Consider the following 16828-nt stretch of genomic DNA (forward strand, 5'->3'; position numbering starts at 1 on the left):
CTCAGCTCTTCACCAGCAGACCGCGGCTGCGCAGTACATAGCGCTCCAACGGGCTGAAGATGAGCAGGTCGATCGCGATGCCCACGATCAGGATCAGGAAGATGGCGAGGAAGACGCCCGGCATGTCGGAGTTGTTGCGGCCGTTCTCCAGCAACTGCCCCAGGCCCAGGCCGAGATCGGGCGAGGACGCGATGATCTCCGCGGCCATCAGGGAGCGCCAGGAGAACGCCCAGCCCTGCTTGAGACCCGCCAGATAGCCCGGCAGGGCGGCGGGCATCACGATGTGCCAGGTGCCGCGCAGCCCGGTGGCGCCCAGGGTGCGGCCCGCGCGCAGGAACAGCGGCGGGACCTGGTCGACGCCGGAGACGAGGCCGTTGGCGATCGAGGGCACCGCGCCCAGCAGGATCACCGCGTACATCATCGAGTTGTTCAGACCGAGCCAGATCACCGCCGGGGGCACCCAGGCCACCGAGGGCAGCGACTGCAGACCCGACAGGATCGGCCCGATCGCCGCGCGGATGAACCTCACCCGCGCCACGATCAGCCCCAACGGGGTGCCGATCGCCAGCGCCAGCAGGAAGCCGAGCAGTCCGCGCGAGACGCTGGTCCACACGATGTCGACCAGGGTGCCCTGGAGCCACAGCTCGTGCAGGCCCGACCAGACCGAGGACGGCGAGGGCAGCTTGGTGCTGTCGGCCACCTCCGCCCACACCAGGCCCTGCCAGACCACCAGGACCAGTGCGATAGCCGAGAGGGGCGGCAGGACCTTCTGCACCAGGGTCTCGCGCAGCGGGGTGCGCCCGCTCTGCACCGTCTCCAGCGCGTCGAGCCCCGCCTCCAGACCCGCCAGGTCGTGGGTGTCCCGGCCGGTACCTTCGGCCCCGACGGCCTCGCCGGCCTCGTCGGCCGTGGACGTCTCAGTGCTGGCCATGGCGGCGGATCTCCCCACGCAGTTGTTCGGTGATCTCTACGGAGAGCTCCGCGACGGCGGAGTCCTCGATGCGGCGCGGATGCGGGATGTCCACGGTCCACTGGTGCGCCACCCGGCCCGGCCGGGACGACAGGAGCACCACCCGCTGGGCGAGGCGGACGGCCTCGCGCACGTTGTGCGTGACGAACAGGACGGACAGGTTCGTCTCGCGCCAGATCCGGGTCAGCTCGTCGTGCAGGACGTCACGGGTGATCGCGTCGAGCGCCGCGAACGGCTCGTCCATCAGCAGCAGTCGGCTGTCCTGCGCGATCGCGCGGGCCATCGCCACACGCTGGCGCATCCCGCCGGACAGCTCGTGCACCCGCTTGCCGTAGGCGCCGTTGAGCCGCACCAGTTCGAGCAGCTCCTCCGCGCGCTCGCGGCGCTCGGCCTTGGGCACCCCGCGCAGCCGCAGGGCGAGCTCGACGTTCTTGCCCGCGGTCAGCCACGGGAACAGCGCGTGCTCCTGGAACATCAGGGCGGGCCGCCCGCCGGGCGTCAGGATCGTCCCGGCGGTCGGCCGGTCGAGCCCCGCCACCAGGTTCAGCAGCGTCGATTTGCCGCACCCGGAGGCTCCCAGGAGGGTGACGAACTCGCCCGGCGCGACGTCGAGGGTAATGTCGTCGAGCACGAGCTGGGGGCCGGCGGGACCGGCGAACGACTTCGACACGTGCCCGATACGGGCGGCGTACTCCGTCGTGGCACGCTCCTCGGCCGCGGCGACTGCGGTGGCCATGGTCGTCACCTCCTGGGAACTGGTGCGGATGCGGGGTTACTTGACGCCGAAGCCGGCGTCGGCGACCGCGGGCCGGCCCAGGCCCTTGAGGACCTTGTTGAGCGGGGCCAGGTCGTAGATGCCGTCCAGGTCGGGCTTCTTCAGCAGACCGGCCTTGACCGCGTGGTCGGCCTCGATGCCGAGGGTGGCGGCCAGCGGGTCGTCGGTCGTCTTGATCGACTTCCACGCCGGGTCCAGGACGTTCGCGGGCAGCGCCTTGCCGCTGAGCTTCTTCAGCGCGGCGTTCGCGGAGGCCTTGGCCCGGCCCGGGTCGGCCTTGATCCAGTCATTGGTCTTCACCGAGCCGCGCAGCACCGCCTCGACGACGTCGGGGTGAGCCTTGAGGAACTTCTGCGACACGATGATGTTCGTGATCACGAACTCCTTGTCGGCCCACAGGTCGGCCTCGTCGAGGAGGACCTTCGCGCCCTGCGAGACGAGCTTGGACGCGGTCGGCTCCGGCACCCAGGCACCGTCGATGGAGCCGGACTTGTAGGCGTCCGGAGTGATCTTGTTGTCGGTGCGGACCACCGAGACGTCGCCCTTGCCGCTCTGGGCGTCGACCTTCCAGCCCTTCTCGGCGATCCAGTTGAGGAAGGCCACGTCCTGGGTGTTGCCGAGCTGCGGGGTGGCGATCTTGTGGCCCTTGACGTCGTCCAGGGACTTGATCTTGTCCGGGTTCACCACCAGTTTCACGCCGCCCGACGCGGAGCCGCCGATGATGCGCAGGCTCTGGCCCTTGGACTTGGTGTAGCCGTTGATCGAGGGGGAGGGGCCGATCCAGCCGATGTCGATCGCGCCGGCGTTGAGCGCCTCGATCTCGGAGGGACCCGCGTTGAAGGTGGAGGTCTTCACCTCGGTGCCGCCCAGCTCCTTCTGGAACAGCCCCTCCTGGACCCCGATGAGCGCGGTGGCGTGGGTGAGGTTCGGGAAGTACCCGATCTTCACCGAGTCCGCCGACAGCTTCTTGGCGTCGGCGGCGACCCCCGCTTTCTGGGGGCTGTCGGCCTTGTCCTTCTCCGACCCGTAGCTGCAGGCCGCCAGGGTCAGCAGGGGAAGGGCCGCGGCGGTGGCGAGACCGGCGCGAAGGGCGGTGCGGATGGCAGGCACGGGAGGGGTTCCTCTCGGTGGCCCGGCGGTCAACTCCCCCTGGGAAGGGGAGGGATGGCCGGGAAGTCGGCGTGTTTTCGTCCTGAGCGGTGGAGCGGGTGGAGCCGCTGGGCGCGCGAGCGGTGCGCGTACGTCATCGCGCACATCGGCCCACCCCGCCCTGCCCGCTGCCGAGGGCGCCGCTGCCGACGCGACCGCCCTCCTTGGCGAACGTGGAGTAGAAGTCCCGGCTCGTCATGGTCAGAAGTCCCACCCGTCCGGCTCGCCGTCCGCCCTGACGGGCTCGGGCGCGGCGAAGGACTCGCCGACCATGCCCGCGGTGAGCGTGGTGCCGTCGGCCGGGTCGATCAGGATGAAGGCCCCGGTACGGCGGGAGTCGGCGTACGCGTCGAGCGGCAGGGGCTCGGCGGTACGGATCTTGACGCGGCCGATGTCGTTGGCGGCCAGCCGTCCCGGATGCGGGTGGAGCGACAGGTCGTCCAGGGTCAGCCGGGAGGGGATGTCCTTGACGATCGCCTTGACCGTGCGGGTGCCGTGCTTGAGCAGCACCCGGTGGCCCACGGTGAGCGGCTGGTCGGCCACATGGCAGACCGTCGCCTCCACGTCCTGGGTGGTGGGCGGCGCGTCCCCGCTCGGCACGATCAGGTCGCCGCGTGAGATGTCCACGTCGTCGTCGAGGAGCAGCGTCACGGACTGCGGGGTCCAGGCCACGTCCACCGACTCGCCGAGCAGGTCGATTCCGGAGATCGTCGAGGTGCGGCCCGAGGGAAGCACGGTCACGCTCTCGCCGACGCGGAAGGTGCCCGCCGCGATCTGGCCCGCGTAGCCCCGGTAGTCGGGGTGCTCGGCGGTCTGCGGACGGATCACGTACTGCACGGGCAGCCGGGCGTGGCAGCCGGTGAGGTCATGGCTGACCGGGACCGTCTCCAGGTGCTCCAGGACGGTCGGGCCGCCGTACCAGTCCATGTGGGCGGACGGCTCCACCACGTTGTCGCCGGCCAGCGCCGAGATGGGGATCGCGGTGATCTCCGGTACGCCCAGCTCCCCGGCGTACGCGGTGAACTCCTCGGCGATCGCCGCGAAGACCTTCTCCTCGTACCCGACCAGGTCCATCTTGTTGACCGCGAGCACCACGTGCGGCACCCGCAGCAGGGCGGCCACCGCGGCGTGGCGGCGGGTCTGCTCGACCACCCCGTTGCGGGCGTCGACCAGGACCAGGGCGAGGTCGGCGGTGGAGGCGCCGGTCACCATGTTGCGGGTGTACTGCACGTGCCCGGGGGTGTCGGCCAGGATGAACCGGCGCCGGGGCGTGGCGAAGTAGCGGTAGGCGACGTCGATGGTGATGCCCTGCTCCCGCTCGGCCCGCAGGCCGTCGGTGAGCAGCGCCAGGTCGGGGGCGTCCTGGCCGCGCTTGGCGGAGGCGGCCTCGACGGCCTCCAGCTGGTCGGTGAGGACCGACTTGGAGTCGTGCAGGAGCCGGCCCACCAGGGTGGACTTGCCGTCGTCGACGGACCCGGCGGTCGCGAAGCGCAGCAGGGTGGTCGCGGACAGGTCCGCCAACTGCTCGGTCGTGGTGGTCATTTAGAAGTACCCCTCGCGCTTGCGGTCTTCCATCGCGGCCTCGGACATCTTGTCGTCGGCGCGCGTCGCGCCCCGCTCGGTGAGCCGGGAGGCGGCGATCTCGGCGATCACGGCGTCCAGCGTGGTGGCGTCGGAGTCGACGGCGCCGGTGCAGGACATGTCACCGACCGTGCGGTAGCGCACCAGCCGCTTCTGTACGGTCTCGTCCTTCTTCGGGCCGCCCCAGTCGCCCGCGGTCAGCCACATGCCGGCCCGCTGGAACACCTCGCGCTCGTGCGCGAAGTAGATCTGCGGCAGCTCGATGCCCTCGCGGGCGATGTACTGCCACACGTCCAGCTCGGTCCAGTTGGAGAGCGGGAAGACCCGGACGTGCTCGCCCGGCGCGTGACGCCCGTTGTAGAGCTGCCACAGCTCGGGGCGCTGGCGGCGCGGGTCCCACTGCGAGAACTCGTCGCGCAGCGAGAACACCCGCTCCTTGGCGCGGGCCTTCTCCTCGTCGCGGCGCCCGCCGCCGAACACGGCGTCGAAGCGGTGCCGCTGGATGGCCTCGGTCAGCGGCACGGTCTGGAGCGGATTGCGCGTCCCGTCGGGCCGCTCGCGCAGCTTCCCCGCGTCGATGTACTCCTGTACGGAGGCGACGTGCAGCCGCAGCCCGTGCTCGGCGACCACCCGGTCGCGGTATTCCAGGACCTCGGGGAAGTTGTGCCCGGTGTCGACGTGCAGCAGCGTGAAGGGGACCGCCGCGGGGGCGAACGCCTTCAGCGCCAGGTGCAGCATGACGATCGAGTCCTTGCCGCCGGAGAAGAGGATCACCGGCCGCTCGAACTCCCCCGCCACCTCGCGGAAGATGTGCACCGCCTCGGACTCCAGGGCGTCGAGGTGGGTGAGGGCGTACGGGGTGTCCGTGCCCTCGGCCTGGGCGGCGGCGGTCGTCGTCATGCGAGACCCCTCTCGGTGAGCAGAGCGTGGAGCGCGGACGCGGACTCGCCTACGGTCTGGCGGTGCGACTCGATCCGCAGATCGGGCGACTCGGGCGCCTCGTAGGGGTCGTCGACCCCGGTGAGCCCGCTGATCTCACCGGCCGCCTGCTTGGCGTACAGGCCCTTCACATCGCGCTCGGAGCAGACCTCCACGGGAGTGGCGACGTGCACCTCCAAGTAGGCGGTGCCCTCGGACTGGTGGCGCTTGCGTACGGCGTCACGGCTGTCGGCGTACGGCGCGATCACCGGCACCAGCGCCTTGACGCCGTGGGAGGCGAGCAGTTCGGCGACGAAGCCGATCCGCTGCACATTGGTGTGCCGGTCCTCGCGGCTGAAGCCGAGGCCGGCCGAGAGGAACTCGCGGATCTCGTCGCCGTCGAGCACCTCGGTCCGGTGTCCCCCCGCGCGCAGCCGGCCAGCCAGCTCGTACGCGATGGTGGTCTTGCCCGCGCTGGGCAGCCCGGTGAGCCAGATGGTGGCTCCGGTGGTGGCCCCGCTCACTTGGTTCTCCTGGTGGTTCGTCATCAGCCGTGCAGCCCGCACTCGGTCTTGTTGCGCCCGGCCCAGCGGCCGGCCCGCGCGTCCTCGCCCTCCGCCACGCGGCGGGTGCAGGGCGCGCAGCCGATGGACGGGTAACCGTCCATGAGCAGCAGGTTGGTGATCACGCCGTGCTCCGCCACGTAACGGTCCACGTCGTCCTGCGTCCAGCGCGCGATGGGGGAGACCTTCACCTTTTGCCGCTTCTCGTCCCAGCCGACTACCGGGGTGTTCGCCCGGGTCGGGGACTCGTCGCGGCGCAGGCCGGTGGCCCACGCGGAGTAGCCGCTCAGCCCCTCCTGGAGCGGCTTGACCTTGCGCAGCGCGCAGCACAGGTCCGGGTCGCGGTCGTGCAGCTTCGGCCCGTACTCGGCGTCCTGTTCGGCCACCGTCTGACGCGGCGTCAGCGTGATGACGTTGACGTCCATCACCTCCGCCACCGCGTCCCGGGTGCCGATGGTCTCCGGGAAGTGGTAGCCGGTGTCGAGGAAGACCACGTCCACGCCGGGCATCGCGCGCGAGGCGAGATGGGCGACCACCGCGTCCTCCATCGAGGACGTCACGCAGAACCGCTTGCCGAAGGTGTCCGCCGCCCAGCGCAGGATGTCCAGCGGCCCGGCCTCCTCCAGCTCGCGCCCGGCGGCCTCCGCCAGCGCCCTGAGCTCGTCGGCCGAATGTGCCTGAAGGGTCGTCATGAGGTCTCTCCCCGTGGGTGGGTGGACCGCGGCCCACGGGCCAGCAGTCCGAGGAACGAGAGCCGGAACGCGCGGTTGCACGCCGCGCATTCCCACGCGCCGTGGCCCTCCTCCGAAGGCCGCAGGTCCTCGTCCCCGCAGTACGGGCAGTAGAACGGCGCCGCCCGCTCGCTCACGACAGGGCCTCCTCGCTCGCGCGCGTGGCCCAGGCGGCGAACCGCTCACCACTCTCGCGCTCGGCCTCGAAGCGCTTGAGGAGCCGCTCGATGTAGTCCGGCAGCTCGGCCGAGGTGACCTTCAGACCGCGGACCTTGCGGCCGAAGCCCGCCTCCAGGCCGAGCGCCCCGCCCAGGTGCACCTGGTAGCCCTCGACCTGCTCGCCCTCGTCGTTCAGGACCAGCTGGCCCTTGAGACCGATGTCCGCGACCTGGATACGGGCGCAGGCGTTGGGGCAGCCGTTGAGGTTGATGGTGATCGGCTCGTCGAAGTCCGGGATGCGGCGCTCCAGTTCGTCGATGAGCGCGGAGCCGCGCGCCTTGGTCTCGACGATCGCCAGCTTGCAGTACTCGATACCGGTGCAGGCCATGGTGCCGCGCCGGAACGGCGACGGCCTGGCGGTCAGGTCGAGCGCCTCCAGCGCCTCGACCAGCGACTCGACCTGCGCCTCCTCGACGTCGAGGACGATCATCTTCTGCTCGACCGTGGTACGGACCCGGCCCGAGCCATGGGCCTCCGCGACCTCGGCGATCTTCGTCAGGGTGGCGCCGTCGACACGGCCGACCCGGGGGGCGAAACCGACGTAGAAGCGGCCGTCCCGCTGGCGGTGCACCCCGACGTGGTCGCGCCAGCGCTGGGAGGGTTCGGCGGGCGCGGGGCCGTCGACCAGCTCGCGCCGCAGGTACTCCTCCTCCAGGACCCGGCGGAACTTCTCCGGGCCCCAGTCCGCCACCAGGAACTTCAGCCGGGCGCGGTTGCGCAGGCGCCGGTAGCCGTAGTCGCGGAAGATGCCGACCACGCCCGCCCAGACGTCCGGGACCTCCTCCAGCGGCACCCAGGCGCCGAGCCGGACGCCGAGCTTGGGGTTGGTGGACAGACCGCCGCCGACCCACAGGTCGAAGCCCGGGCCGTGTTCGGGGTGTTCGACGCCGACGAAGGCCACGTCGTTGATCTCGTGCACCACGTCGAGCAGCGGGGAGCCGGAGATCGCCGTCTTGAACTTGCGGGGCAGGTTGGAGAACTCCTTGCTGCCGATGTAGCGCTCGTGGATCTCGTCGACCGCCCAGGTGCCGTCGACGATCTCGTCCTCGGCGATCCCGGCGACCGGCGAGCCGATGACGACCCGCGGGCAGTCGCCGCAGGCCTCCGTCGTGGACAGCCCGACGGCCTCCAGCCGGTTCCAGATCTCCGGTACGTCCTCGATGCGGATCCAGTGCAGCTGGATGTTCTGCCGGTCGGTGATGTCCGCGCTGCCGCGCGCGAACTCCTGCGAGATCTCGCCGATCACGCGCAGCTGCCGGGTCGTCAGCCGGCCGCCGTCGATCCGGACCCGCAGCATGAAGTACTTGTCGTCCAGCTCCTCCGGCTCCAGGATCGCGGTCTTGCCGCCGTCGATCCCGGGCTTGCGCTGGGTGTAGAGGCCCCACCAGCGCATACGTCCGCGCAGATCGTTGGGGTCGATGGAGTCGAAGCCGCGCTTGGAGTAAATCGTCTCAATACGTGTCCGCACATTGAGACCGTCGTCGTCCTTCTTGAACTGCTCGTTCCCGTTGAGCGGCGTGAAGTGGCCGACGGCCCACTGGCCTTCACCACGGTGGCGCCCCGGCTTGCGGCGGGGTGCGGTGGAGGCGGGCTTGTCTGGGCTGGCGGCCATGGGGATACGTCCTTCGGGACTGCAGGAGGGCGGCTCTGACCTGCACACTCGCGCTGAGGCGCGGCGGTGCGCAAGGGCGTGGGAGAAGCTGGAGGGCGGCGGTGCTGGGGTTCTCTCAGCGGGCCGGACAGATGGCGCTGGACATACGGCCCAGGTCGACGTGTCGTCGACTCACCAAGGCAATTCCAGTTCCGAACATGACGGAAGCGTGTCACGGGCCTCTTGGGCCAGTCCACCACTATCCAAAGTGTGGACAACAATGTCCCGAGTGGTGAGACGGTGTGTCCGGCGTCACGCCGTGGCCGACGGATACGCCCCCGGCCAGGGCCCCGGCGCCGCCGTCTCCGGCTGCTGCTCCACCTTCGTGTCGAACAACCGGAAGCCGCGCCGCAGATAGTTGTCCATCGCGTGCTCCCCGTCCAGCGAGCACGTGTGCAGCCACACCCGCTTGGTGGCGTCGCGGCCGGGCCAGCGGGCGGCCAGGTCCCAGGCCCTGGCGATGCCGCAGGAGAGGAGGTGGCCGCCGATGCGGCGGCCCCGGAACGCGGGGACCAGGCCGAAGTAGACGATCTCCACCGCGCCCTCGTCCTGCGCCTCCAGCTCGACGTACCCCGCCGGGGTGCCGTTCTCGTACGCCACCCATGTCTCCACGCCCGGCCGGGAGAGGAACTCCTGCCACGCCGCGTACGTCCACGACAGGCGGTCGGTCCAGCGGATGTCGCCGCCGACCGCCGTGTAGAGGAAGCGGCTGAACTCCGGCGAGGGCACCTCGGCGCGGACGATCCGTACGCCCGCGGCGGGCTCGGCGGCGGGGCGCAGGTCGGCCGGGGACGTCTGCTCCAGGGACCAGGTGGTGACGGGGATGTGCATACCGCCACCGAACCATGGCCATGGCTTCACCATCAAGCGCGGGCCAGCGCGGGCCATTGCGGGTCAGTACGGGTCAGTGCGGGTGGTGGCGGGCCCCGCGCACCGCCGGGGCCGTGGAGTGCGGGAGCAGGTCGGCGGGGCGGGCGGGCCGCACCACCTCCACCTCCACGTCCTCCGCGAACCGGTACGGCCGGTGCGCGAGCACCTCCGCGAGATGGCGCCGGAGCCGGGACATCTCCGCCCGTACCGTCACCGTACGCGTCGGGTCCTCGAAGATGTCCTGGGCCAGCTGCGCGGCCGTACGCCCGGAGCGGTGCAGGGCCAGCACGTACAGGAGCTCGGCGTGGCGCGGGCTCAGCTCCTGCGCCCAGCTGCCCGCGTCCCCCGAGACCGTCACCGACGCGCGCCGCCGGCTCACATCCAGCACCACCCGGCGCGGCTGGGCCTCCGCACGCCCCGCGCCGTCGCCCACCACCCGCACCAGCCAGCCCCCCGGCAGCGGCTCCACCGCGCACATGCCGAGCGACGGCAGCCAGACCCGGCCCGCCCGGAACGACTTCGGCAGCGGCAGCCGGTCCACCGGTGGCATCCCCGTCACCGCGGCCGTCCAGCCATTGGTGTCCACGGCGAGCGCCCGGCCCCCGATCCGGCACAGCACGGGCGCGGCCACCGTCCGCAGCCGCTCCACGGCCGCCAGATGGCGGGTGCGCAGCTCGGCCTCGGCCAGCCGGGACACGGAGGTGACGAACGCCAGGGTCGCCGGGTGCATCGTCGACAGCGGGCCGCTGACATCCACCACGCCCAGCAGTCGCCCGTCGCGCGGATCGACGACCGGTGCACCCGCGCACGTCCAGGTGTGGTGGGCGGAGAGGAAGTGCTCGGCGGAGTGCACCAGCATGGGACGGCCGGTGATCAGCGGGGTGCCCACCCCGTTGGTCCCCACCGCTTCCTCGCTCCAGTCGGCCCCGACCTGGAAGCCGAGCGCGTCGGCGTTCCTGAGCACGCAGGCGTGGCCCTCGCGCCACAGCAGCATGCCGTCGGCGTCCGAGACGACCATGATGTGCTGGGCCGCGTCCGCGACCGACACCAGCGCCTCCCGCAGCACCGGCAGCACCTCCCGCAGCGGTGAGGACTGCCGGCGCCGCTCCACCTCCGCCAGCGGCAGCAGCCGGGCGTGCCCCGCGCCGTCCGGGTCCAGGCCGCGGCGGAGCAGCCGGCGCCAGGACGCGTGGATCTCCGCGCGCGGGGCGGGTCTGGAGGGCAGTCCGGCGAGTGTGGCGGCCCGCATGCCCTGGAGCAGCCGGGTCGCCTCCCGCACATCCATCGCGGCCAGCCGGGCCGGGTCGAGGGTGGTGGTGTCCTGCACTGGGTCCTCCTGTCGGCACCCGCGTTCCGAGGGGGAGTTGAACACGGCCGCCACGCATTCATCGTGCCCGCCCGCGCCCCCGCGCGCGGCGATATGCCGCACATCGTTGCAACCCTTTGCAACTCTCGCGAACGGCCGCGCGTGTGTACGAAGGTGGTGGAACACCGGACGTCCGGTCGTCATGGCCCGTCAGGGCGCATGAGAGTGCGGGGGTGGTGCCGTGTCGGCGCAGCACCACCCCCGACGCACGTCCGGTCAGGACGCCCCGGGGCCCTGAGGCCCCGGGCGCCCGCTCCTCGTATGCCCCGGTCGGATCTGCGCGGTCAGACCTCCGCGCGCGCCCGCTGGACGATCGCGCCCAGGTCGAGCGTGTGCGGCAGCGTCCCGAAGGCCGAGCCCCAGTCGCCGCCGAGGCGGGACGCGCAGAACGCGTCCGCGACCTGCGGCGGCGCCCAGCGCACCAGCAGCGACCCCTGGAGCACCAGCGTCATCCGCTCCACCAGCCGGCGCGCCCGGGCCTCGACGCCCTCCAGGTCCGCCAGCTCCGTCAGCAGGTCCTTGATCGCCCCGTCCAGCCGGTGGTCCGCGCCGCGCGCGCGGCCGACCTCCTGGAGGAAGGCGTCCAGAGCGTGCGGCTCGCGCTGGAGCGCCCGCAGCACGTCCAGCGCCTGGACGTTGCCCGAGCCCTCCCAGATCGAGTTGAGCGGCGACTCGCGCAGCAGCCGGGGCAGCCCGGACTCCTCCACGTAGCCGTTGCCGCCCAGGCACTCCAGCGCCTCCGCGACGAGCGGCGTGCAGCGCTTGGTCACCCAGTACTTGGCGGCCGGCACCGCGAGCCGCAGCAGCGCCTGCTCCTCCGGCGAACCCGTGCTCTGGACCGCGTCCTGCGCCGCCGCGAGCCGCAGCGCCAGCGTGGTCGCCGCCTCCGACTCCAGCGCCAGGTCCGCCAGCACGTTCTTCATCAGCGGCTTCTCGATCAGCACCCCGCCGAACGCGCTGCGGTGCCCGGCGTGGTGGATCGCCTGCGCCACGCCCTGGCGCATCAGCGCCGCCGAGCCGACCACGCAGTCCAGCCGGGTCGCCGCCACCATCTCGATGATGGTGCGCACCCCGCGCCCCTCCTCGCCGACCCGGCGCGCCCACGTCTCGTCGAACTCGACCTCGCTGGAGGCGTTGGACCGGTTGCCCAGCTTGTCCTTGAGCCGCTGGATGCGGAACGTGTTGCGGGTGTCGTCGTCCAGCACCCGGGGCACCAGGAAGCAGGTCAGCCCGCCGGGCGCCTGCGCGAGCACCAGGAAGGCGTCGGACATCGGCGCGGAGCAGAACCACTTGTGCCCGGTCAGCAGATACTCGCCGCCGTCCCCCAGCGGCCTCGCCCGGGTGGTGTTGGCCCGGACATCGCTGCCGCCCTGCTTCTCCGTCATGCCCATCCCGAAGAGCACCCCGGCCTTGTCGGCGGGCGGGCGCAGCCCCTCCTCGTACACATGGGAGGTGAGCCGGGGCTCCCACTCGGCGGCCAGCGCCGGGTCGGCCCGCAGCGCGGGCACCGCCGCGTGCGTCATCGACAGCGGGCACCCGTGGCCCGCCTCGGCCTGCGTCCACACCAGGAACCCGGCGGCGCGCCGCACATGGCCCCCGGGCCGTCCCCAGGCGTCGGTGAGGCCCGCCCCGACGGCGTGGCCGAGCAGCCGGTGCCAGCTCGGGTGGAAGTCGACCTCGTCGATCCGGTTGCCGTAGCGGTCGTGGGTGCGCAGTTTCGGCGGGTTCTCGTTCGCCAGCACACCCCACCCCTGCGCCTGGGAGGAACCGGCGGTGCGCCCGAGGCCGCTGAGCTCGTCGCGCGCCTCCTCGGCGAGACCGGGGGCCAGAGGCGCCAGATGGCGTTCCACCCCCTCGGCAAGGGCACGGTCGGACAGGAAGACGTCGTATCCCACCAGGGGCGGAGCCTGGTTGGTCACTGTGTGGGTGGTGGCTGCCATGCCGATACGGTAAGGAGGTGCAGCCAGCAAATGAAACACCCGAGCGGCCATCGGGCCGACTCCACCGGGCCCCGAGCCGACTCCACCGGGCCCGTGTCCTCTACCGCAATGTGTCCAAGCGGAAGATGGGCTGGCTGCTGCTGAAGGACACCGTCAACTCGTGCATCGAGTACCGCATCCTGGGACTCGCGGCCGAGGCGGCGTTCTTCACCCTGCTCTCGCTGCCTCCGCTGCTGCTCAGCCTGATCGCGCTGCTCGGCTACGTCGACGGCTGGACCAACACGCACACCGTCGACACCATCAGCAAGAACATCCTCACCGCCGCCCAGTCGGTCCTCTCCGACCGGGGCGTGCACGATTTCGCCGAGCCCCTCCTGGCCGACGTCACCAAGGGGAAAAGGCCGGAAATCGTCTCCCTCGGCTTCGCCTTCGCCCTCTGGTCGGGCTCCCGGGCCGTCAACGTCTTCATCGACACCATCACCGTGATGTACGGGCTCGACGGCCGCCGGGGCATCGTGCGCACCCGGCTGCTCTCCCTGCTGCTCTACGTCGTGGCCCTGCTCATCGGAGCGGTGGTGCTGCCGCTGGCGGTGGTCGGCCCGGACCGGGTGGTCGAGCTGATCCCGTGGGGAACGGACCTCATCAGCGTTCTGTACTGGCCGGTGATGATCCTCCTTTCGGTGGCATTTCTGACCACCCTCTTCCACGTCTCGGTGCCGGTCCGCTCGCCGTGGATCGAGGACGTGCCGGGCGCGCTGGTGGCCCTGGCGATGTGGGTGCTCGGCTCCTTCCTGCTGCGGATCTACCTCACCAGCACGGTCGAGGGCCCGACGATCTACGGGTCGCTGGCCGCACCGGTCGCGGTACTGCTCTGGATCGGCGTGTCGGCCTTCGCGGTCCTGGTGGGCGCGGCCGTGAACGCGGCGATCGACCGGGTCTGGCCGTCGGTCGCCACCGCCGCGGCCCGCGCCGCCAACGAGCGGGTCAAGGCCGCCCAGGCCGCCGAGATCGTGGCCCGCGCGGCCCAGGCCCGGGCCGCCTACCAGGGCGACCCGGAGGACTACGACCCCGCGGACCACGACCCGGCCGACACCGGGATGCCCGCGGAGTACCCGGAGCGGTGGTCGCGCTTCCTGCCGCCGGACCATGTGAAGGCCCGGCTGCACGGGACGCGCGACGGGCACGGCAAGGACAGGACCTGAGCCCGTCCCCGGTGCGGGCCTGCCTCGAAGGCATGTACCGAGAGCGGGCCGCGCGGCTGCCCGGCGCGGTGGTCTGGGCGCGCACCATCGGGGCGGGAGCCGTCCGTCCCGTCCTGCCGGACGGCTGCATGGACCTGCTGTGGTGCGAGGGGAGGCTGTTCGTCGCCGGTCCCGACACGCACGCGTACGTACCGGACGCGCCCGCCGGGACCCGGTTCGCGGGGGTGCGGTTCGCGCCGGGCGCGGGGCCCGCCGCCCTCGGCGTACCGGCGCACGAACTGCGCGACCGGCGCGTGGACCTCGGCGCGCTCTGGCCGGGCGATGAGGTGCGCCGCCTCGCGGAGCGGATCGCCCGGGCCCCGCACCCGGCCACCGCCCTGGAGGCCGCGGCGCTGGCCCGGGCGGGGGAGCCGGATCCGCTGATGCGCGCGGTGGCCGAGCGGCTCGCAGCGGGCGACACGGTCGCCGCGACGGCCGAGGCGGTCGGGCTGGGCGCCCGCCGGCTGCACCGCCGCTCGCTGGCCGCCTTCGGCTACGGCCCCAAGACCCTCGCGCGCGTCCTGCGCCTGCAACGGGCCCTCGGCCTGGTCCTGGACGGCGTGCCGTACGCACAGGCGGCGCTCGCCGTCGGCTGCGCCGACCAGGCCCACCTCGCGCGCGAGACGCGCGCTCTGGCCGGGACCACCCTGACCGGCTACGCCGAGGCGGCGAAGAGCGAGACGCCGACCCCGTCCGGGTCGTGGAGCGTCGCGTAGCGCTGCCCCCAGAAGGCGTCGAAGGGCTCGAGATGACCGGAGTACCCGGCCGCCACCAGCTCCCCGTACAGCCGGTCCACCTCGTCCGGCCCGTCGCAGACGAAGGCCAGGTCGGCCCGGCCGCCGCCCTGCGGACGCGTCCACCCCGGGTCGAAGGAGCGCATCACCTCCTCGGTGTCCCACAGGATGCGGGTGCCACCCGCGAGCGTGTGCTCCACATGCGGTTCGGTGTCGGCCTCGGCCGGAATGTCCAGGCCCAGACGGCGGTAGAAGGCGAGCGAGGCGGCCATGTCGGAGACGACCAGGCCGATGGAGTCGAATCGTGCGTTCATGACGCCACCGTAGGGCGGCGCCGGGCCGCCGGTCTTGGAGGAAACGGACACCCGCCCGCTGGCGCCCTCCGGCTGCCGGTGCCGCCCCGGGCCGCGTAGGTTGGGCGCATGGCTGCCGCCGATCAAGTGACCCGGTCCCTGCCGAGCCGACCGGCCGTGCGTCCCCCACGGCCGGACACCGTCCGCCTGGCGCTGGTGGGGGCGGTGCTCGCGCTCGCCTGCGCCGCGGTCCAACTGGCCACCGGCGCCTGGCGGCTGCCGCTGGGCTGGGACGAGACGGTGTATGTCAGCCAGGTCGACCCCCGGGTCCCCGACGCCTTCTTCAGCGAGCCCCGCGCCCGGGGGGTCAGCTGGCTGGCCGCGCCCGCCGCCCAGCTCACCGGGTCGGTGCCGGTGCTGCGCGCCTGGATGCTGCTGCTCGCGGCCACCGGTCTCACCCTCGCCTTCCGCCCCTGGCTGACCCTGGTGGGCCGCCGGGTCGTGCTGCTCGCCGCCGTGCTCTTCAGCGGTCTGTGGGTGGTGCAGTTCTACGCGGGCGAGGTCATGCCCAACCTGTACGTGGCCTACGGCGCGCTCGCCGGGGCGGGCTGGTTCCTGCACGCCGCCCAGGACCGGGAGCGGCGGCGCGGCCCCCTGGTCGCGGTGGCGCTGAGCGTGGCGTTCACGGCGCTGGTGCGGCCCTACGACGGCGGTTATCTGGCGCTCGCCCTGCTCGCTGCGGTCCTCGCGGTACCGGCCCGGCGGCGGACACGGCCCGCTCTGGCGGTCCTGGCCGGTCTGGCCGCCGGTGTGCTGCCCTGGGTCGTCGAGGCGTATCTGCGCTTCGGCGGCCTCCTGGAACGGGTGCACGGGGCGGGTGAGGCGCAGGGCGGTCTGAGCCTGCACAACGCGCTCGGCATGAACCTGATGACCCTCAACGGTCCGCTGCTCTGCCGCCCCTGCACCTCCGGCTGGCCCAACCCCCAGCAGAGCGCGGTGTGGTGGCTGGCGCTGCCCCTGCTCACCGCCCTCGGGGTGCTCTGCGCGAGCAGGGCCGGGCGGGGGCGCCCGGCCCTGCTGGCGGTGTGGTGCGCGGCGGCGCTCGGCGTGCCCTACCTCTTCGGCATCGGCTACGCGGCCCCCCGCTTCCTGATCCCCGCGTACGCGCTGCTCGCGCTGGTCGTCGCCGAGTGCGCGGCCGGGGCGGTGGCGGCGGCGCGCGGGCGGTGGCGCATCGTCGCGGGGGCGGCCGTCGTGGTGTGCCTGGGGCTCCAGCTCTGGGGCCAGTACGGGATCCTGGACCGGCGCACCGCCCGGCAGCAGGCGCTGCGCTCGGACGACGAGTGGCTGGTGGCCCGGCTCGCGGAGTACGGCATCCGCCCGCCCTGCACCATCGTCGGCGACCAGTCCCAGCCGCAGGCCTTCTACGGAGGCTGCTCCTCGCACGCCAGCGACCGCCGCGACCGGACGGCGACGGTGCCGGGCATCGTGGCGGCGGCCCGGCGCACCCCGCTCGCCCTCGTCCAGTCGGCCCCCAACCCGCCCGCGTACGCCCGTTCCTGGCCCGGGCGCAAGGTGGTCACGCCCCGGACCGGGACGGTCTGGTACGTCTTCCTGGCGCCCGCCCCACTGGCCGCCTCACAACCGGCCGGCGGGCGCGGATAAATGAGTTGGCCGGGTCCGGGGCCCGGCGTTATGGTGACTGCGTTCCGTGCGGCGGCCGTTGGCCGACGCGTACGACCCTGCGACTGAACCGGGAGGTGTGACCGATGGCTGTCATGGCGATGGGCGCTGCCCTCATCCAGAAGTGCGTCAATTCCACTCCCG

The 16828-nt window shown here is 72.4% G+C and carries 17 protein-coding genes; 3 read left to right on the forward strand and 14 right to left on the reverse strand.

All coding sequences use genetic code 11. The annotated features are described in order from the left end of the window. Position 1: 1 nt before the first annotated feature. From ACZ5ID_RS07255 to ACZ5ID_RS07315, 13 genes are all read right to left on the reverse strand, one after another. A complete protein-coding gene (locus ACZ5ID_RS07255) occupies positions 2 to 931 on the reverse strand; it encodes an ABC transporter permease (RefSeq protein WP_468894289.1) in 930 nt (309 codons plus the stop codon). Further along, complete coding sequence (locus ACZ5ID_RS07260) at positions 918 to 1706, reverse strand: ABC transporter ATP-binding protein (RefSeq protein WP_468894290.1); 789 nt, start codon at positions 1704 to 1706, stop codon at positions 918 to 920. The genes ACZ5ID_RS07255 and ACZ5ID_RS07260 overlap by 14 nt, the downstream gene beginning before the upstream one ends. A gap of 36 nt (positions 1707 to 1742) precedes the next feature. After that, positions 1743 to 2855, reverse strand: coding sequence for an aliphatic sulfonate ABC transporter substrate-binding protein (locus tag ACZ5ID_RS07265; protein ID WP_468894291.1), 1113 nt, complete (start codon positions 2853 to 2855; stop codon positions 1743 to 1745). Between the two features lie 240 nt (positions 2856 to 3095). Continuing rightward, a complete protein-coding gene (locus ACZ5ID_RS07270) occupies positions 3096 to 4436 on the reverse strand; it encodes a sulfate adenylyltransferase subunit 1 (protein WP_468894292.1) in 1341 nt (446 codons plus the stop codon). Continuing rightward, positions 4437 to 5375, reverse strand: a complete 939-nt coding sequence (gene cysD / locus ACZ5ID_RS07275; protein WP_468894293.1) for a sulfate adenylyltransferase subunit CysD — start codon at positions 5373 to 5375, stop codon at positions 4437 to 4439. It lies immediately after the preceding gene. Next, on the reverse strand, positions 5372 to 5941 hold the full coding sequence (gene cysC, locus ACZ5ID_RS07280; protein ID WP_468894294.1) for an adenylyl-sulfate kinase: 570 nt from the start codon (positions 5939 to 5941) through the stop codon (positions 5372 to 5374). Before cysC ends, cysD begins: the two co-directional genes overlap by 4 nt. Next, complete coding sequence (locus ACZ5ID_RS07285) at positions 5941 to 6648, reverse strand: phosphoadenylyl-sulfate reductase (RefSeq protein ID WP_468894295.1); 708 nt, start codon at positions 6646 to 6648, stop codon at positions 5941 to 5943. Before ACZ5ID_RS07285 ends, cysC begins: the two co-directional genes overlap by 1 nt. Beyond that, entirely contained in the window at positions 6645 to 6824 is a 180-nt protein-coding gene (locus ACZ5ID_RS07290; RefSeq protein WP_358833622.1) for a hypothetical protein, read from the reverse strand. The genes ACZ5ID_RS07285 and ACZ5ID_RS07290 overlap by 4 nt, the downstream gene beginning before the upstream one ends. Then, positions 6821 to 8518: a nitrite/sulfite reductase gene (locus ACZ5ID_RS07295; RefSeq protein ID WP_468894296.1), complete on the reverse strand. Its 1698-nt coding sequence runs from the start codon at positions 8516 to 8518 to the stop codon at positions 6821 to 6823. The genes ACZ5ID_RS07290 and ACZ5ID_RS07295 overlap by 4 nt, the downstream gene beginning before the upstream one ends. 115 nt (positions 8519 to 8633) lie before the next feature. Then, positions 8634 to 8717, reverse strand: coding sequence for a putative leader peptide (locus ACZ5ID_RS07300; protein WP_351804716.1), 84 nt, complete (start codon positions 8715 to 8717; stop codon positions 8634 to 8636). 92 nt (positions 8718 to 8809) lie between these two features. Continuing rightward, positions 8810 to 9388 carry a GNAT family N-acetyltransferase gene (locus ACZ5ID_RS07305; protein WP_468894297.1) on the reverse strand — a complete coding sequence of 193 codons (579 nt, stop codon included), beginning with the start codon at positions 9386 to 9388 and terminating at the stop codon, positions 8810 to 8812. 73 nt (positions 9389 to 9461) lie between these two features. Beyond that, positions 9462 to 10712 (reverse strand): GAF domain-containing protein, encoded by a 1251-nt coding sequence (locus ACZ5ID_RS07310; protein WP_468895062.1) that lies wholly within the window; start codon positions 10710 to 10712, stop codon positions 9462 to 9464. A gap of 365 nt (positions 10713 to 11077) precedes the next feature. Then, positions 11078 to 12733, reverse strand: coding sequence for an acyl-CoA dehydrogenase family protein (locus tag ACZ5ID_RS07315; protein WP_468894299.1), 1656 nt, complete (start codon positions 12731 to 12733; stop codon positions 11078 to 11080). A gap of 17 nt (positions 12734 to 12750) precedes the next feature. Between ACZ5ID_RS07315 and ACZ5ID_RS07320 the strand changes: the two genes are divergently transcribed. Together ACZ5ID_RS07320 and ACZ5ID_RS07325 are read left to right on the forward strand one after the other, a co-directional pair. Then, on the forward strand, positions 12751 to 13935 hold the full coding sequence (locus ACZ5ID_RS07320) for a YihY/virulence factor BrkB family protein (RefSeq protein WP_468894301.1): 1185 nt from the start codon (positions 12751 to 12753) through the stop codon (positions 13933 to 13935). A gap of 32 nt (positions 13936 to 13967) precedes the next feature. Further along, positions 13968 to 14690, forward strand: coding sequence for a DUF6597 domain-containing transcriptional factor (locus ACZ5ID_RS07325; RefSeq protein ID WP_468894303.1), 723 nt, complete (start codon positions 13968 to 13970; stop codon positions 14688 to 14690). Here ACZ5ID_RS07325 and ACZ5ID_RS07330 read toward each other — a convergent pair. Continuing rightward, positions 14630 to 15022, reverse strand: coding sequence for a VOC family protein (locus ACZ5ID_RS07330; RefSeq protein ID WP_468894305.1), 393 nt, complete (start codon positions 15020 to 15022; stop codon positions 14630 to 14632). The two genes, ACZ5ID_RS07325 and ACZ5ID_RS07330, sit on opposite strands and share 61 nt — an antisense overlap. 108 nt (positions 15023 to 15130) lie before the next feature. Here ACZ5ID_RS07330 and ACZ5ID_RS07335 point away from each other — a divergent pair, with 108 nt between their 5' ends. Then, entirely contained in the window at positions 15131 to 16666 is a 1536-nt protein-coding gene (locus tag ACZ5ID_RS07335) for a hypothetical protein (RefSeq protein WP_468894307.1), read from the forward strand. The last annotated feature ends 162 nt before the right edge of the window (positions 16667 to 16828 follow it).

The sequence above is a fragment of the Streptomyces sp. NPDC031670 genome (assembly GCF_055580545.1).

Coding starts and splice junctions, on each gene's coding strand:
- ACZ5ID_RS07255 (WP_468894289.1), bottom strand. CDS start 931: ATGGCCAGCACTGAGACGTCCACGGCCGACGAGGCCGGCGAGGCCGTC.
- ACZ5ID_RS07260 (WP_468894290.1), bottom strand. CDS start 1,706: ATGGCCACCGCAGTCGCCGCGGCCGAGGAGCGTGCCACGACGGAGTAC.
- ACZ5ID_RS07270 (WP_468894292.1), bottom strand. CDS start 4,436: ATGACCACCACGACCGAGCAGTTGGCGGACCTGTCCGCGACCACCCTG.
- cysD (WP_468894293.1), bottom strand. CDS start 5,375: ATGACGACGACCGCCGCCGCCCAGGCCGAGGGCACGGACACCCCGTAC.
- cysC (WP_468894294.1), bottom strand. CDS start 5,941: ATGACGAACCACCAGGAGAACCAAGTGAGCGGGGCCACCACCGGAGCC.
- ACZ5ID_RS07285 (WP_468894295.1), bottom strand. CDS start 6,648: ATGACGACCCTTCAGGCACATTCGGCCGACGAGCTCAGGGCGCTGGCG.
- ACZ5ID_RS07295 (WP_468894296.1), bottom strand. CDS start 8,518: ATGGCCGCCAGCCCAGACAAGCCCGCCTCCACCGCACCCCGCCGCAAG.
- ACZ5ID_RS07300 (WP_351804716.1), bottom strand. CDS start 8,717: ATGTTCGGAACTGGAATTGCCTTGGTGAGTCGACGACACGTCGACCTG.
- ACZ5ID_RS07305 (WP_468894297.1), bottom strand. CDS start 9,388: ATGCACATCCCCGTCACCACCTGGTCCCTGGAGCAGACGTCCCCGGCC.
- ACZ5ID_RS07310 (WP_468895062.1), bottom strand. CDS start 10,712: ATGGATGTGCGGGAGGCGACCCGGCTGCTCCAGGGCATGCGGGCCGCC.
- ACZ5ID_RS07315 (WP_468894299.1), bottom strand. CDS start 12,733: ATGGCAGCCACCACCCACACAGTGACCAACCAGGCTCCGCCCCTGGTG.
- ACZ5ID_RS07325 (WP_468894303.1), top strand. CDS start 13,968: ATGTACCGAGAGCGGGCCGCGCGGCTGCCCGGCGCGGTGGTCTGGGCG.
- ACZ5ID_RS07330 (WP_468894305.1), bottom strand. CDS start 15,022: ATGAACGCACGATTCGACTCCATCGGCCTGGTCGTCTCCGACATGGCC.
- ACZ5ID_RS07335 (WP_468894307.1), top strand. CDS start 15,131: ATGGCTGCCGCCGATCAAGTGACCCGGTCCCTGCCGAGCCGACCGGCC.